The following is a 15486-nucleotide window of genomic DNA, read 5'->3' on the forward strand; positions in this document are numbered from 1 at the left end:
TTCGCTGGCCGCGCTGGCACAACGCCCTGGTGGCGTTGTTGCTGGTCGCGGCGGTGCCGGTGGCGTGCCGGCTGTGGCCGCACGACCCCATGCGCGCCTGGCTGCCGTCGTCCACCGCGGTCTACGACGACCGCGGCCAACTGCTGCGCCTGACTTTGGCCAGCGACGAGCGCTACCGGCTGTGGGTGCCGCTGGGCGACATCTCGCCCGCGCTCGTCGAGGGCGTGCTGCTGCACGAAGACCGCTGGTTCCGCTGGCACCCGGGCGTCTCGGCCTGGGGGCTGCTGCGCGGGGCGTGGGTCACTTACGTGCGGCATGGCAATCCGCAGGGCGGCTCGACGGTGACGATGCAGCTGGCGCGCCTGCTCTGGCACCTGGACACGCGTAGCCCGGGTGGCAAGCTCGTGCAGGCCCTGCGTGCCGTGCAGCTTGAGCTGCAGTATTCCAAGCACGACATCCTCGAGGCCTATCTCAACGCGGCGCCGTACGGCCGCAACGTGGAAGGTGTCGGTGCGGCCAGCCTCGCCTATTTCGGCAAGCCGCCGGCGCGCCTGAGCTTGCCGGAGGCCCTCACGCTGGCGGTGATTCCGCAGGAGCCGGCGCGTGGCCTGCCCGGCACGATCAACGGCACCGGCGTCATCGCCCGGGCGCTCAAGGCCTCGCGCGATCGCCTGTTCGCCCGCTGGGTCGCGCGCCATCCCGCGGATGCGTCAGCAGCACCCCTGTTCGACCTGCCGCTGCGCCTGCGTCCGCTGTCGCGACTGCCGTTCGAAGCGCCGCACTTCGTCGAGCAGGTGCTCGCGCAACGGCGCATGGACGGCGACGACGAGATGCGCGTGACCACCACGCTGGACCTCGGCCTGCAGCACAGCCTCGAACGCCAGGTGCGCCAGTACGTCGAGCACGCGGGTAACCGTGGCATTCGGAATGCCGCCGCCCTCCTCATCGACACGCGCGACATGGGCGTCAAGGCGATGGTCGGTTCGGCGGACTACTTCGATGCGTCGATCCTGGGCCAGGTCAATGGCACCCAGGCAAAGCGGTCGCCGGGCTCGACGCTGAAGCCTTTCATCTACGCGCTCGGCTTCGACCAGGGCATCCTGCATCCGGAGACCGTGCTGCGCGACGTGCCGTCGGCGTTTGGTCCGTATACGCCGGAAAACTTCGACGGCCGCTTCCTCGGCCCGGTCACCGCCACCCAGGCGCTGGTGCGCAGCCGCAACATCCCGGCCGTCCAGGTGGCCGCGCGGCTGGGCAGCCCCAACCTCTACCAGTTCCTGCGCGATGCCGGCATCTCGCGCCTGCAGACCGAGCAGCACTACGGCCTGGCCCTGGTGCTCGGCGGCGGCGAAGTCACCATGCAGGAACTCGGCGGCCTGTACGCCATGCTGGCCAATCGCGGTGAACTGCGCCCGTTGCGCACGCTGGCCACCCAGCCGGCCGTCGGCGGAACGCGCCTGCTCAGCGAAGAAGCCAGCTTCATGGTGATGGACATGCTGCGGCAGAATCCGCGCCCCGACGACGACGTCGCCGCCCAACCCTCGCGCCTGCCGGTGTACTGGAAGACCGGCACCTCCTGGGGCTTCCGCGACGCGTGGACGGCGGGCGCGTTCGGCCCGTACGTGCTGGTGGTGTGGATCGGCAACTTCGACGGCGCCGGCAATCCGGCCTTCGTCGGCGTGGATGCCGCCGCGCCGTTGTTCTTCCGTATCGCCGATGCCCTGCGCGCCGAGCGCCCGGGCATGGTCGAACCCGTGCGTCGCAATCCGCCGAACCTCCGCCGCATTCCCATCTGCCTGGCCAGCGGCGACCTGCCCAACGCGTGGTGTCCGCAGGTGGGCAGCACGTGGTTCATCCCCGGCAAGTCGCCGATCAAGGTGAGCAACGTGCATCGTCCCGTGGTGGTGGATAACCGCAGCGGCAAGCCGGCGTGCCCGCCGTACGATCCGGAGACGACGCATACCGAGGTGTACGAATACTGGCCCTCGGACCTGGCGCGCGTGTTCGCCCAGGCCGGCATGCCTCGCCGCACGCCGCCCCCGTTGCCTGACTGCCAGGGCGGCGGCCAGCCACCGGGCGATCCCCCGCGGATCACGTCGCCGCTCAAGGGCAGCACCTACCAGGTGCGCGTCTCGCGCTTCGGCACGGAAAAAATTGCCCTCACCGCCACCACCGACGCCGGCGTGCGCACCCTCTACTGGTTCGTCGACGATGCCTACGTCGGCAGCGTGCCGGGCGGCCAGGTACTGATGTGGACGCCCGAGCGCACGGGGCGTTTCCTTGTCCGCGTGGTGGATGATCGCGGCAGCTCGGATGCCCGCGAGCTGGGGATCGGCGCGGTCGAATGAAAACCGTAGGGTAAATTCGGCACGCACTGTTCAGCCCGGGGTCGGTTGCGACGATAAGTAGGGCCTGGCGACACACACAGGCAGGGGACAACCATGGCATCCAGTATCAGCAGCGGCCTGCGCGCCTTTTTCGGCGCGGGGCGGTCGGGCGTGCGTGGCCAGATGGACGCGCTGAACCGGACGCAGGCGGTGATCGAGTTTGCCCTCGACGGCACCATTCTCACGGCCAACCAGAATTTCCTCGACGCCATGGGCTACGCGCTCGGCGACATCGTCGGCAAGCACCACCGGCTATTCGTCGACCCGGCCGAAGCGGCATCACCGGACTACGCGGCCTTCTGGAAGCGCCTGGGTGCCGGTGAGCCGGACGTGGGGCTGTATCGCCGGCTCGGTGCCGGCGGCCGCGAGGTGTGGATCCAGGCCAGCTACAACCCCGTGCTGGATCGCCGCGGCCGCCCCGTGCGCGTGGTGAAGTTCGCCACCGACGTGACCGAGCAGCGCCTGCGCACGGCCGACATGGAAGGCCGCCTCTCGGCGATCGACAAGGCCCAGGCCGTGATCAGCTTCACCCTTGATGGCCACATCCTGGACGCCAACGACAACTTCCTGGCGACCATGGGCTACGAGCGCGAGGAAGTCATTGGCCAGCACCACTGCATGTTCGTCGACCGCGTGGCCCGCTCGAGCGCCGACTACCTCGCCTTCTGGGAGAAGCTCGGCCGTGGGGAATATGACTCCGGCCTCTACCACCGCGTCGACCGTCGCGGCCGTGAGGTGTGGATCCAGGGCAGCTACAACCCGATCTTCGACATGGCCGGGCGGCCGTTCAAGGTGGTGAAGTACGCCACCGACGTCACCGCGCAGACGCGGGCGACGCGCACGTTGCACGCCTCCCTGACCGAACTGGCCGACACCGTCCCGGCCATCGCCGAGCAGGCCCGCGCCACCAACGCGCTGGCCAACGAAGCCAGCCGTTCGGCGGCCAGTGGCGGCGCGATGGTCGATGCCGTCATCGCCACCATGGGCGCCATCCAGGCCGGCGCGCGCGATATCGCCGAGATCGTCGGCCTGATCGATTCCATCGCCTTCCAGACCAATATCCTGGCCCTGAACGCCTCGATCGAAGCCGCCCGCTCGGGTGTGCACGGCAAGGGCTTCGCGGTGGTGGCGCAGGAAGTGCGCATGCTCTCGCAGCGCAGCGCCGATTCCGCCCGCGATATCCGTGCGCTGATCGAAAACACCCTTGAGCGCGTGCGCGAAGGCAGCGAACGCAGTGGCGAGGCCGGCGACGCCATGCGCAACATCCTCGGCTCGGTCACCACGCTGCTCGACCGCGTCTCGGACGTGGCCCGGGCCACGAACACCCAGGCCGGCGGCATCGACACCGTCCGCCGCGCGGTCGCCGAACTGGCTTGACGCGGCCGGTCATGGAAACGCGGTAACGTGGCTCTCCCAACCCAGGGAGCCACGCCATGCCCAGCACGATCATCCCCTGCCTGCGGTACCGCGATGCCAAAGCGGCCATCCGCTTCCTCTGCGGTGCGTTTGGATTCAGCGAGCACGCCGTGTATACGGACGATAACGACATCAGCATCGTCGTCCATGCCCAGCTCACCTATGGCGACGGGATGGTGATGCTCGGCTCGGTGATCCCCGGCACGGAGTTCGCCGAACACATCGTGCAGCCAGACCAGATCGGCGGCCGCGAAACGCAGTGCCCCTGTGTCACCGTCGCGGACATCAAGGCGCACTACGAGCACGCGAAGGCGTACGGCGCCACGATCGTCGAGGATTACGAAGAGAAGGAGTACGGCGGTGCCGCCTACTCGGCGCGCGACCCGGAAGGTCGCCTGTGGTACTTCGGCAGCTACGACCCCTGGGCCACGCCGGCTTAAGCCCAGCGGCGGCCGTGCTCCACCATGTACAGGCGGATTTCGTCCTCGGCGATGTCCGCCAGGGCGCGCAGGCTTTCCTTCTGCGTTTCGTCCAGCTGGCGCGGCGCCCGGTCGATGACGCAGAGGGTGCCCAGCGCGTGGCCATCGGGGCTGCGCAGCGGGCAGCCGGCATAGAACACGATGTGCTCCTCGCCGGTGACCAGCGGGTTATCGCGGAAGCGGGCGTCCTCGCGGGCGTCCTCCACCATCATGATGTCGGAGCCAAGGATCGCGTGACCGCAGAGGGCCCACTCGCGCGGGGTTTCCGTGGTGTCGGTGCCGCGGTGCGACTTGAACCACTGCCGACGGGAGGTCAGCAGGCTCACCAGGGCCACCGACGTCCCGGCGATCATCCCGGCCAGGCGGGTGATCCGGTCGAAGGCCGGATCCGCAGGGGTATCCAGCAAGCCCGTACGGCCTACCGCACGCAACCGCGCGGCTTCGTCCTGCGGCATCGGATAGGACGCCGAACGGTCCGGGCGCAGCTCGGGCGACATGGCCTGGAGAGGGTCTGCCGCCAGCGCCGTGCGCTCCTCAAGCAGCGCCAGCACGGCGCTGCGGCGCATGCGGCGATGGCCACCGGGGGTTTTCCATGACGCGAGCGCGCCACTTTCGATCCACTTCTGGGCGGTGCTTACGGAAATGCCAAGCAGACGCGCAGCATCGCGTGTCGTGAGGGTGGGATCGTCGGTCGGGCTGGTGTCGGTCTGGTAACTCAAGGCGGCGTACAGGTGCGGAAGGAAAGGAAACGTAAGTAATAGCAGGTCGACGCTAACACAGCAGGTCCCGCAAAGCGCTTGGCGAGAGTGACCCTTTTGAGTGGTGGTCGCGCAGGCCCGCTGCCACGCCGTCGTGGTCACGGCGACGAGGTCGACGAGCCGCACCTTTCGGCGAATCAGCGCCTTAGATGCTTCGACGCGCGGCCCATTTTGCCGGATATGCACAAATTGCCATGCGTCACGCCAGCCCGACGCGCCACTGACAAGGCGAATACATGCCACGGCATCCAATGCCTTGATCCCCTTGCATGCCAGGAACCCGTCATGGATGTAGCCGTCGAAAAACAGGTGGAAGCCGCCCACCCCAAGGCCGCGCTGGTCACCACGTGTATCCTCGCCGCCCTGGCCGGCCTCATGTTCGGCCTCGACATCGGCGTGATCTCGGGCGCCCAGCAGTTCATCCAGAAGGATTTCGGGGCCACGGACCGGATCATCGAATGGGTGGTGAGCAGCATGACCCTGGGCGCCGCCGCCGGTGCGCTCGCGGCTGGCTGGATGTCTGCCGCGCTGGGCCGCAAGCGCTCGCTGATGCTGGGCGCGGTGCTGTTCATCGCCGGCTCGCTGTTCTGCGCCATGGCCTGGAACGCGCCCAGCCTGATCGCCGCCCGCGTCGTGCTTGGGCTGGCGATCGGCGTGGCGACGTTCACCGCGCCGCTCTATCTCGCCGAGGTGGCGCCAGAGCGCATTCGCGGGGCCATGATCTCCACCTACCAGCTGATGATCACGACCGGCATCCTGCTCGCCTTCCTCTCCGACACCGCCTTCAGCAGCACCGGCAACTGGCGCTGGATGCTTGGCGTCATCTCGGTGCCGGGCGCGCTGTTCATGGTGGGCCTGTTCTTCCTGCCGGACAGCCCGCGCTGGCTGATGCTGCGTGGCCGTCGCGATGATGCCCAGGCCGTGCTGGCGAAGCTGCGCGGCGACGTCGACGTGGTGAAGAAAGAACTCGCCGACATCGAGGAGCAGCTGAAGACGAAGCAGCACGGCTGGAGCATGTTCCGCGAAAACCGTAACTTCCGCCGCTCGGTCGGGCTGGGCATGTTGCTGCAGGCCATGCAGCAGTTCACCGGCATGAACGTGGTGATGTACTACGCCCCGCGCATCTTCAAGGAGATGGGCTACGACACCCACGCGCAGATGTGGTTTACCGCCGCCGTGGGCCTGACCAACGTACTGGCCACCCTGATCGCGTTTGGCCTGGTGGACCGCCTGGGCCGCAAGCCGATCCTGTATGCCGGTTTCAGCATGATGGCAGTGGGCCTGGGCGTCGTCGGCACGATGATGGCGTTGGGGATCAACGGGCGTGCGGAGCAGCTGTTTACCGTCGGCATGCTGCTGTTCTTCATCGTCGGCTTCGCGATGTCGGCCGGCCCGCTGATCTGGACCCTGTGCTCGGAGGTGCAGCCGCTGAAGGGCCGCGACTTCGGCATCGCCGCCTCGACGTTCACCAACTGGGCCACCAACTTCGTCGTCGGCGTGACCTTCCTCAGCCTGATGGCCGGCATCGGCAACGCGCAGACGTTCTGGCTCTACGCGGCACTCAATGCGGTGTTCATCGTGTTTACGTTCTGGCTGGTGCCGGAGACGAAGGGCGTCACGCTGGAGCAGATCGAGCGCAACCTGATGAAGGGCAATCCCCTGCGCAAGATCGGCCGCTAAGCGATGCCCAGCCGGGCGGCCGAGCGCCGCAGGTTAGCCCGGTCCATGCCCAGCTCGCGCGCGGCGGCAGCCCAGTTGCCGCCGCTTCGCGACAGGGCCTGCTCGATGCGCTGGCGTTCGTAGAGATCCAGCGCCGCGCGAAGCGGCAATGGGTTCGTTTCCCGGGGCATCGTCGCGGTATCCGTCGTCGTGGCCATCGGCCCGGCGGACAGGTCGAGGTCGCCGGATTCGATCACCAGCGCCTTGCCGCGCCCGCTGCGCGCCAGCGCCTTCAGCGCCGCGCGGCCGATCGTGTGCTCCAGTTCGCGCACGTTGCCCGGCCACGACCAGCCCGGCAGCAACGCCTGCGCCTCGGGCGACAGGCGCAGCCCGCTGACGCCAAGCCGCGCACGGTTCTCTTCAAGAAACCCGCCCGCCAGCAGCACCACGTCGTTGCCGCGCTCGCGCAGCGGCGGCACGGTCAGCGGGTACACGCTGATGCGGTGGTAGAAATCGGCGCGGCAGCGCCCCGCGCGCACTTCGTCGGCGAGATCGCGATTGCTCGCGGCGATGATTCGCACATCCACGCGGTGCTCGCGGTCCGATCCCACGCGCTGCAGTTGCCCGCTTTGCATCACGCGAAGCAGGGCCGCCTGCGCGCCGAGCGAGAGGTCGGCCACTTCGTCGAGGAACAGCGTGCCGTGGTCGGCCAGTTCGAACTTGCCACGCCGGTCGGCGGTGGCGCCGGAAAACGCGCCGCGCACGTGGCCGAAGAGTTCGCTTTCCAGGAGCAGCTCCGGCAACGCGGCGCAGTTCACCGCGATCAACGGGCGGTCGGCGCGCGCCGATGCCGCGTGGATCGCCTGTGCCACCAGTTCCTTGCCGGTGCCGGTTTCACCGCGGATCAGCACCGTCAGGTCGCTATGGGCCACGGTGCCGATATCGTCGACCAGGCGGCGGAACGCGGGGCTCAGGCCGGTGAGCCGGCGCACCGGGGCCTGGCCAGCCGCCAGGCGGAAGCCCTCCGCACGTGAATGCTCGCGCTCGGCATCGCGTTCCAGCCCGCGCATGCGCTCGCCGGCCGCCACCGTCGCTGCCGCCATGCTGGCGAAGGCGCGCAGCGCGGCCAGGTCATCGGTGCCGAACCGGCCCGCATCGAGCGCATCCAGTGTCACCAGGCCCCAGGCCTGGCCGCCCACGCTGAGCGGGCAGCCCATGCAGTCGTGTACGTCCAGGTGCGGCTCGGCAGTGACCAGGCCGTCGTACGGATCCGGTAGCGGGCTATCCGACGGAAACAGGGTCGGTTCGTCATCCGCCAGCAGCGCGGCGAAGCGCGGATGGTCAGCCACGCGAAAACGCCGGCCCAGCGTGTCCAGGCTCAGCCCATCCACGGCCAGCGGCACCAGTTCGTCGCCTTCCAGGCGCAACAGCGCGCTCGCGTCGCAGGGAATCAGCGCGCGCAGCGTTTCCAGCAGGCGCCGGTAACGCTCCGCCTCGGGCAGGTCGCGCGAGAGGTCGTCCACCAGCGGAAGCAGGGAGGCGAGGATGTGGGTGGATGTCGTCATAGTGACCCGTCGGTGGGTCGGATCGACCCGGCACTGCCGCGGGTCATTATGACCTGGTCGTCCGCTAACCGCTTGATCAAAAAGGTCGCAGGCCGCTGGCACGCTCCGTGGATAAGAGAGGGCAACCCCAACGACAGCAAAGCGAAGGTCCTCATGCTTTCCACCGAACACAAAGCCATCATCCGCGCGACGGTCCCGCTCCTGGAAACCGGCGGCGAGGCACTGACCACCCACTTCTACGGCATCCTCCTGGACGAAAACCCCGAGGTGCGTCCTTACTTCAACCAGGCCAACCAGCTCACCGGCGACCAGCCGCGTGCCCTCGCCAACGGCGTGCTGATGTACGCGAAGCACATTGACCACCTCGAGGGCCTTGGCGACCTCGTGCCGATGATCGTGAACAAGCACGTGTCACTGCGGATTCGCCCGGAGCATTACCCCATCGTCGGCGCCTGCCTGTTGCGGGCCATCCGCGAAGTGCTCGGTGCCGAGGTGGCGACGGATGCGGTGATCGACGCGTGGGCCGCCGCGTACGGCCAGCTGGCGGGGATCCTCGCCGGCGCCGAGGAGGCCATCTACAGCGCACAGGCCGAGGCCCCGGGTGGCTGGCGAGACGGCCGCGCCTTTCGCGTGGTGGAAAAAATCCAGGAGAGCGACGAGATCACCTCGTTCCGCTTCGCACCGGAGGACGGCGGATCGGTCTACGCGCATATCCCCGGCCAGTACATCGGCCTGCGCGTGGTCTTCGATGGCCACGACCATCGCCGCAACTACTCGCTGTCCGCCGCGCCGGACGGCAGCACCTATCGCATCAGCGTGAAACGCCTGCCGGGCGGCGCGGTCTCCAACTACCTGCACGACCGCGTGGCGGTGGGCGACAGCGTGGAACTGTTCCCGCCCTCCGGGCACTTCACCCTCGATGACAGCGACCGGGATCTGGTGCTGATCAGTGGCGGTGTCGGTATCACGCCCACCCTGGCGATGCTCGAACAGGCGCTGGCCACGGAACGGCCCGTCCACTTCATCCACGCGGCCCGCCATGGTGGCGTGCATGCCTTCCGCGATGCCATCGACGCCCTGGCCGCACGCCATCCGAACCTGAAGCGCTACTACTGCTACGAGGCGCCGCGCGCCGGCGATCCGGCGCCGCACGCCACGGGATTCCTCCACCGTGAGCTCCTCGCGACATGGCTGCCGGCGGCGGACGCCATGGATGCGTACTTCCTCGGGCCCAAGCCCTTCATGAAGGCCGTGCGCAACGCGTTGCGCGACCTCGGCGTGCCCGATGCGCGTGCGAAGTACGAGTTCTTCGGACCGGCCGCGTCCCTCGACTGATCCCCCGAGCTTTGCCGGCGGTTGCCTCGGCACTGCCGGCAAGGCGATGATCGACCCTTCATCACGGTGGGGACCGGTATGTCGCACGGGCAGGGGCAGGAGCAGCAACTCGAACGGCTGACGTTCTTTTCGGACGCGGTGTTCGCCATCGCCATCACGCTGCTCGTTATCGAGATCCACGTGCCGGAACCGGAGGGACACGGCGACGGCGTCTGGCTGCAGGCGCTGGCGGACCTGCTGCCGCACTTCCTCGGCTTCGTGCTCAGCTTCGTCGTGGTGGGCGCCCTGTGGGCCGCGCACCATCGCGCCTTCGGACTGCTGCAACGCTTCGACCCCTCGCTGATCTGGCGCAACCTCGCCCTGCTGATGTCCGTGGCCTTCATGCCGTTCTCGTCGGCCCTGATGAGTACGCACCCCACCGACCGCGTGCCGGAGATGTTCTACGCGCTCAACCTGCTCGTGTCCGGCCTTCTGCAACGGCGCCTGTTCCGCACGGCGCTCCGTCCGCCGTATGTGCGCGAGGACGTTCCCGCCGAGGACATTACGGTGATGAATCGCCGTACGCTGGCGTTGCCGCTGATGGCGACGATTTCCTTCATCCTCGCCATATGGGTTCCCGGCCCGAGCAACTTCCCGCTCGTGCTCATGCCGCTGGTGGTCACCTGGTTCGCCCGCGGCAGCATCCGCCGGCGTAGCACAGTGGCGCCCTGAAAATCATGAGAAATCGTGCGGGTGGTGGTTTTTTCACCTCGCCGATTAGCGGCAAAGAAACTCAGATTTTTGAGGAAACTTCCATATAACTTTGTAGGGGCAATCCGACAAACTTTCTTCAGCGCTCGCGTAGTCGAGCCCGGCTGCGTGACGCGCGGGGTGACCCCTGTCGCCCTGGAGCCGGCGGTCCATGGTGGGCCGTTGATCTACGAACTTATGAAGAAAGGTTGATTGGATGAACCTCAAGATTGTGACTTCCGCCCTGCTGATCGCGGGCCTGGCGGCGCCGTCGGCATTCGCCGAAACGGGCACCATCACGTTCAACGGCAAGATCACGGACGTGACTTGCAGCGTGGACGGCAACGACACCGGTTTGCCGAATTTCGCGGTTGACCTCGGGTCGGTGAGCGCTGGCGATTTCAAGAATGTCGGCGATAACGTGGGCCAGACCGGCTTCAAGCTGAAGATCGGCGGCGAAGCCAGCTGCGCCGATGGCACCAAGGTGTGGGCTGCGTTTGACGCCGACGGCGCCACCGTCGACCCGGCTACCGGCCTGGTACGCGTGACCGGCGGCACCGCGAAGGGCGTGAACATCCGCCTGTTTGACGAGAATGGCCTGAAGGTCAATGCCTGGACCAACGACAGCCCGGTGAAGAAGGTCGTTGCAGATAACGTCGCGATGATCTATCACGCGGCGTCGTTCGAGCGCGTCGGTGCGATCACGGCGGGCGATGCCGTGGGCCGGGTCAAGTACACGATCAACTACGAAGCTGCCCCGTAAGTAAGGACTCGACCGCCGGCACGCCCGGCGGTCGAACCGAAAGGATACCCATGAACCGCACACTCTTGCCGCGCGCGGCCTGCCTGGTCGCGATGGCTGCGTTCGCGTTGCCGTCGTACGCCAGCGTCGTGATGAACGGCACGCGATTTGTCTGGAGGTGGAGTACTACTGACGGCGGTATCATCAGCGGTCTCCAAGGCGCCATCGCAGGTCTCTTATGCGCAACCCCCTCCAGGAACAGCTCCTCAAGGCCGGCCTCGTCAAAAAGGACAAGGCCGCCAAGATCGTCCGTGACCAGGCCAAGCAGCGACAGGGCAAGGCACCCGTGGAAGCGACGGAAGACAAGGTCGACGCCCGCCAGCTCCAGGCCGAACGCGCCGAGCGCGACCGGGCCCTGGCGGCCGAGCGCAATGCCGAGGCGCGGGCGAAGGAGCTCCGCGCCCAGGTGCGCCAGATCGTCGAGGCCATGAAGGTGAAGCGCGAGGGCGAGATCGCCTACCGCTTCACCGACGGCGAGCGGATCAGCAGCGTGCTGGTGAGCGAGGCGCAGCGTGCCCAGCTGGCCGCGGGTGCGCTGGCCATCGTGCGCCAGGGTGACGGCGTGGAGCTGATTCCGCGCAAGGCCGCCGACCACGTGCACGCCCGGGCCCCCGAGCTCATCGTGCTCGACCACGGCCGCAAGGAAGGCGAGCCGCTGCCGGCGGCCGACGACGAGGACGACTTCTACAAGCAGTTCGTCGTGCCCGACGACCTGATGTGGTGAGGGCAGGGCGATGACGATCCTGGTCACCGGCAGCGCCGGCCACCTCGGCGAGGCGCTGGTCCGCCGGCTACGGGCCGACGGCCGGGCGGTGCGCGGGGCGGACATCAAGCCATCCCCGTTCACCGATCACGTGGGGTCCATCGCCGATGAGGCCTTTGTGCGCGGGGCGATGGCCGGCGTCACCGGGGTGATCCACAGCGCCACGCTGCACAAGCCGCACGTTGCCACGCACAGCAAGCGCCAGTTCGTGGACACCAACGTGGCCGGCACCGTCGCCCTGCTTGAGGCAGCGGTGGCCCATGGCGTGGAGGCCTTCGTCTTCACCAGTACCACCAGCGCCTTTGGCGCGGCGCTTTCCCCCGCCCCGGGACAGCCCGCGGCCTGGATCGACGAGGCGGTGGTGCCGGTGCCGAAAAACATCTACGGCGCCACCAAGATCGCCGCCGAAGGCATGGCCGAGCTGGTGGCGCGGAAAGACGGCCTTCCGGTGATCGTGCTTCGAACGTCGCGATTCTTCCCCGAAGATGATGACAACGCCGGTGTACGTGCCGAGTACAACACCCAGAACATGCAGGCCAACGAGCTGCTCTATCGCCGGGCCGACATCGAGGACATCGTCGAAGCCCACCTGCTGGCCCTGGCGAAGGCGCCCCAGCTGGGCTTTGGCCGCTACATCGTCTCCGCGCCGCCACCGTTCACCCGCGATGACGTGGCCGAACTGCGCCGCGACGCGCCCACGGTCGTCCGCCGCCTGTTCCCCGAGGTGGACGCCCTGTATGCGGCACGCGGCTGGAAGCTGCTGTCCTCGCTGGACCGGGTCTACGACAGTGGCCGGGCGGTGCGTGATCTGGGTTGGACGCCGAAGCGCGATTTTGCCCACGTGCTGGCGTGCCTGCGCCGGGGCGAGGAGTTCCGCAGCCCGATGGCCCTGGCGATTGGCGCCAAGGGGTACCACGACGAGGTCTTCGCCGACGGGCCTTACCCGGTAGCCCATTGATCAGGCAGAAAAAAAGCCCCGCGGATGCGGGGCTTTTCGTGTTCACGCCGGGGCGGGATCAGACGGCCGCTTTCGGCCGTTCGGTCTCCAGCGCCCGGTTGATGCGTAGCGCGACCAGCGTGCAGACCACGCCCGAGAGCAGGTAGACACTGACGGCGACCAGGCCGAAGCGCTGCGACACACCCAGCGCCACCAGCGGCGCGAAGGCCGCGCCGACCAGCCAGGCGAAGTCGGTGGTCAGGGCGGCGCCGGTGTAGCGGAAGCGCTTCTCGAAGTTCGAGGTGACCGTGCCCGCGGCCTGGCCGTACGAGAGGCCAAGCAGGGCGAACCCGAGGATCAGGAACGTATCCTGGGCGAAGCGGCCGCCATTGAGCAGGAAGGGGGTGGCGACGGCGAAGACGCCGATCAGCACGGCCATGGTGCCCAGGGTGTTGCGGCGGCCGATCTTGTCAGCGATGACGCCCGACGCCACCGTGGCCAGGACCGCCACGAACGCACCAATGATCTGCACGATCAAGACGTTATTGATGTCCTGCGAGCGCGTGATGGCGATCCAGCTGAGCGGGAACACCGTCACCAGGTGGAACAGGGCGTAGCTGGCCAGGGCGGCGAAGGCGCCGATGAACAGGTTGTAGCCCTGGGCATGGACCAGGTCGACCGTGCCGATCGGCTCGAGCACCCATTCCTCCATGGCCTGGGTGTATTCCTCGGTGACGACCAGGCGCAGGCGGGCGAACAGGGCCACCACGTTGATGGCGAAGGCCACGAAGAACGGGTAGCGCCAGCCCCAGTCCATGAAATCCTCATGGGAAAGCTGGGTGTTGAGGAACAGGAAGATCGAGCCGGCGATGAGGAAGCCCACCGGGGCGCCCAACTGGCCGAGCATCGCGAACCAGCCACGGCGGTTTTTCGGCGCGTTCAGGGCCAGCAGGGAGGGCAGGCCATCCCAGGAGCCGCCCAGCGCAATGCCCTGCAAGAACCGGAGCAGGCCAAGGATGAAGATGACCGTGTAGCCGCCGGTGTGGTTGGCCGGCAGGAAGGCGATGCAGACGGTGGACGTGCCCAGCAGGAACAGCGAGGCGGTCAGCTTGGTACTCCGGCCGAAATGTCGCTGGATCGCCATGAACAGCGTGGTACCAAAGGGCCGCGCGATGAAGGCGAACGAGAAGATCGTGAACGCCAGGAGGATGCCGTCGACCTGGTTGAGGAACGGGAAGAACACCGTGGGGAAGACGAGGACGGACGCGATGCCGTACGTGAAAAAGTCAAAATATTCAGAGGCCCGGCCGATCACCACGCCCACGGCGATCTCGTTGGGCGCCACGGCGGCGTGGCTTTCCTGGTGCTGCCGGCGGACGTCGCGTTCGGCGACCTCGGCGGCGTTGTGAGGGACGGGTGAAATGCTCGACATCGTACGGCTCCCTTCCTGTGCTTGGTGACAGCATACCCCCGGAGAGGGCGTCTGGCTTGGATGCCATGGGACAAAGTGTCCTATGGTCCTGACGTGAAATTGAGCGTATTTTTTTGGGTCCCCACGGTAGCTCCCACATGCGAATGTCCATGAAGATGTTGCGCGGATTGATGATCCCCGCCCTGGCCCTGCTTTTGTCAGGCTGCGACGCCGTTCTTTTCTCCCCCTCCGGCGATGTCGCCCGGCAGCAGCGGGACCTGATCTTCATCTCCGTGGTGCTGATGCTGATCATCATCATCCCGGTGATCTTCCTGGTCCTCCTGTTCGCGTGGAAGTACCGTGCCGGCAGCAAGGCGGCCGAGCGGGACTACGACCCGGACTGGAACCACTCCACGGTGCTGGAGCTGATCGTCTGGTCGGCACCGCTGATGATCATCATCGCCCTGGGCGCGGTTACCTGGACCAGCACCCACAAGCTGGACCCCTACCGTCCGCTTGACCAGATCGGCACCAACCGGCCGGTCCCGGCGGGCGTCAAGCCGCTGGTGGTCGAGGTGGTGGCGCTGGACTGGAAGTGGCTGTTCCTCTACCCGGAGCAGGGCATCGCCACGGTCAACGAGATGGCCGCCCCGGTGGATCGCCCGATCGAATTCCGCATCACCGCCTCCAACGTGATGAACGCCTTCTTCGTGCCGTCCATGGCCGGCATGATCTATGCCATGCCGGGCATGGAGACCAAGCTCAACGCCGTGATGAACAAGACCGGCGACTTCGAAGGCATCTCGGCCAACTACAGCGGCGCCGGCTTCTCCGACATGCGCTTCCGCCTCCACAGCCTGTCCGAGGGTGACTTCGACGCGTGGGTGGCCAAGGCCAAGGCCAGCGGCGACGCCCTCGACCGCGACGACTACCTCAAGCTCGAGCAGCCCAGCGAGCGCGAGCCGGTGCACTACTACGGCACCGTGGCGGAGGGCCTGTACAACCGGATCCTCAACCGTTGCGTCGAGGCCAACCGCATGTGCTCCAGCGACATGATGGCGCTGGACAAGGCCGGCGGGCAGGGCATCGTGGGCACCTACAACGTGACCTCGGTCGATGCCGCGACCCGTTCGCGCAACGGACTGCCCGACGACGGCCGCCGCTACGTGGGCGCCCTGTGCGCCGCGCGCGGCACCGCCGGTGAAGCCATGACGCCCGCCGGACGCCCGCTCTAAGCGGCCGCCC

12 protein-coding genes and 2 pseudogenes are annotated in these 15486 nt (G+C 67.5%); 11 read left to right on the plus strand and 3 right to left on the minus strand.

The features are described from left to right. The first annotated feature begins 89 nt into the window (after positions 1-89). From pbpC to FIV34_RS00970, 4 genes and pseudogenes are all read left to right on the plus strand, one after another. A complete protein-coding gene (gene pbpC, locus FIV34_RS00960; protein ID WP_139985552.1) occupies positions 90-2348 on the plus strand; it encodes a penicillin-binding protein 1C in 2259 nt (752 codons plus the stop codon). A gap of 162 nt (positions 2349-2510) precedes the next feature. Continuing rightward, positions 2511-3212, plus strand: a pseudogene (locus tag FIV34_RS21440) (PAS domain-containing protein); the annotation flags it as partial. Between the two features lie 150 nt (positions 3213-3362). Then, a pseudogene (locus tag FIV34_RS21445) lies at positions 3363-3764 on the plus strand (methyl-accepting chemotaxis protein); the annotation flags it as partial. 56 nt (positions 3765-3820) lie between these two features. Next, on the plus strand, positions 3821-4243 hold the full coding sequence (locus tag FIV34_RS00970; protein WP_139978791.1) for a VOC family protein: 423 nt from the start codon (positions 3821-3823) through the stop codon (positions 4241-4243). Here the strand turns inward: FIV34_RS00970 and FIV34_RS00975 are convergent. Continuing rightward, a complete protein-coding gene (locus FIV34_RS00975) occupies positions 4240-5001 on the minus strand; it encodes a GAF domain-containing protein (RefSeq protein ID WP_139978793.1) in 762 nt (253 codons plus the stop codon). The genes FIV34_RS00970 and FIV34_RS00975 overlap by 4 nt on opposite strands. A gap of 324 nt (positions 5002-5325) precedes the next feature. On the opposite strand from FIV34_RS00975, the gene FIV34_RS00980 reads away from it, so the two are divergent. Continuing rightward, positions 5326-6720, plus strand: a complete 1395-nt coding sequence (locus FIV34_RS00980) for a sugar porter family MFS transporter (RefSeq protein ID WP_139978795.1) — start codon at positions 5326-5328, stop codon at positions 6718-6720. Here the strand turns inward: FIV34_RS00980 and norR are convergent. Beyond that, on the minus strand, positions 6717-8264 hold the full coding sequence (gene norR / locus FIV34_RS00985) for a nitric oxide reductase transcriptional regulator NorR (RefSeq protein ID WP_139978797.1): 1548 nt from the start codon (positions 8262-8264) through the stop codon (positions 6717-6719). The genes FIV34_RS00980 and norR overlap by 4 nt on opposite strands. A 153-nt stretch (positions 8265-8417) precedes the next feature. Between norR and hmpA the strand changes: the two genes are divergently transcribed. The 5 genes from hmpA (at position 8418) to FIV34_RS01010 (ending at position 12851) form a co-directional block, all read left to right on the plus strand. Next, positions 8418-9599, plus strand: coding sequence for an NO-inducible flavohemoprotein (gene hmpA / locus FIV34_RS00990; RefSeq protein ID WP_139978799.1), 1182 nt, complete (start codon positions 8418-8420; stop codon positions 9597-9599). A 78-nt stretch (positions 9600-9677) separates the two neighbouring features. Beyond that, a complete protein-coding gene (locus tag FIV34_RS00995; protein WP_139978801.1) occupies positions 9678-10310 on the plus strand; it encodes a TMEM175 family protein in 633 nt (210 codons plus the stop codon). A 235-nt stretch (positions 10311-10545) separates the two neighbouring features. Further along, on the plus strand, positions 10546-11091 hold the full coding sequence (locus tag FIV34_RS01000) for a fimbrial protein (RefSeq protein ID WP_139978803.1): 546 nt from the start codon (positions 10546-10548) through the stop codon (positions 11089-11091). A gap of 217 nt (positions 11092-11308) precedes the next feature. Further along, positions 11309-11854, plus strand: a complete 546-nt coding sequence (locus tag FIV34_RS01005; RefSeq protein ID WP_139978805.1) for a DUF2058 domain-containing protein — start codon at positions 11309-11311, stop codon at positions 11852-11854. 10 nt (positions 11855-11864) lie between these two features. Further along, complete coding sequence (locus FIV34_RS01010) at positions 11865-12851, plus strand: NAD-dependent epimerase/dehydratase family protein (protein ID WP_139978807.1); 987 nt, start codon at positions 11865-11867, stop codon at positions 12849-12851. A gap of 58 nt (positions 12852-12909) precedes the next feature. On the opposite strand, the gene FIV34_RS01015 is transcribed toward FIV34_RS01010, so the two are convergent. Beyond that, positions 12910-14262 carry an MFS transporter gene (locus tag FIV34_RS01015; protein WP_139978810.1) on the minus strand — a complete coding sequence of 451 codons (1353 nt, stop codon included), beginning with the start codon at positions 14260-14262 and terminating at the stop codon, positions 12910-12912. 137 nt (positions 14263-14399) lie between these two features. Between FIV34_RS01015 and cyoA the strand changes: the two genes are divergently transcribed. Further along, positions 14400-15476: a ubiquinol oxidase subunit II gene (gene cyoA, locus FIV34_RS01020; RefSeq protein WP_246058710.1), complete on the plus strand. Its 1077-nt coding sequence runs from the start codon at positions 14400-14402 to the stop codon at positions 15474-15476. The last annotated feature ends 10 nt before the right edge of the window (positions 15477-15486 follow it).

Source organism: Luteibacter pinisoli, from assembly GCF_006385595.1.
Lineage (GTDB): Bacteria > Pseudomonadota > Gammaproteobacteria > Xanthomonadales > Rhodanobacteraceae > Luteibacter > Luteibacter pinisoli.